Genomic DNA, 245 nt, shown 5'->3' on the forward strand with positions numbered 1-245 from the left:
AAAATACTCGAAGCTCTCATTGTCGAACCTGATTTTGAATGGCTCATCATTGATGCCAGTCATTGCAAAGTACATCCCCATGCGGCGGGCGCTGCGGGAGGTAATGAGGCCATGAGCCGCACAAAAGGGGGCTCAACTCAAAAATACATCTGGCCGTGGATGCGCATGGTATGCCGGTCAGAGTTATTGTTACAGAAGGTACCCGAGCTGATTGCAAAGAGGCCTGTGCGTTGATTGACGGGTTG

1 pseudogene is annotated in these 245 nt (G+C 51.0%); it reads left to right on the plus strand.

Annotated features, from left to right (window positions below):
* Nucleotides 1-245: pseudogene (locus ACQRCJ_RS12575) on the plus strand (transposase); the annotation flags it as partial.

Origin of the sequence: Desulfovibrio sp. SGI.102, assembly GCF_050314315.1 — a bacterium.
Classification (GTDB): Bacteria; Desulfobacterota; Desulfovibrionia; order Desulfovibrionales; family Desulfovibrionaceae; genus Desulfovibrio.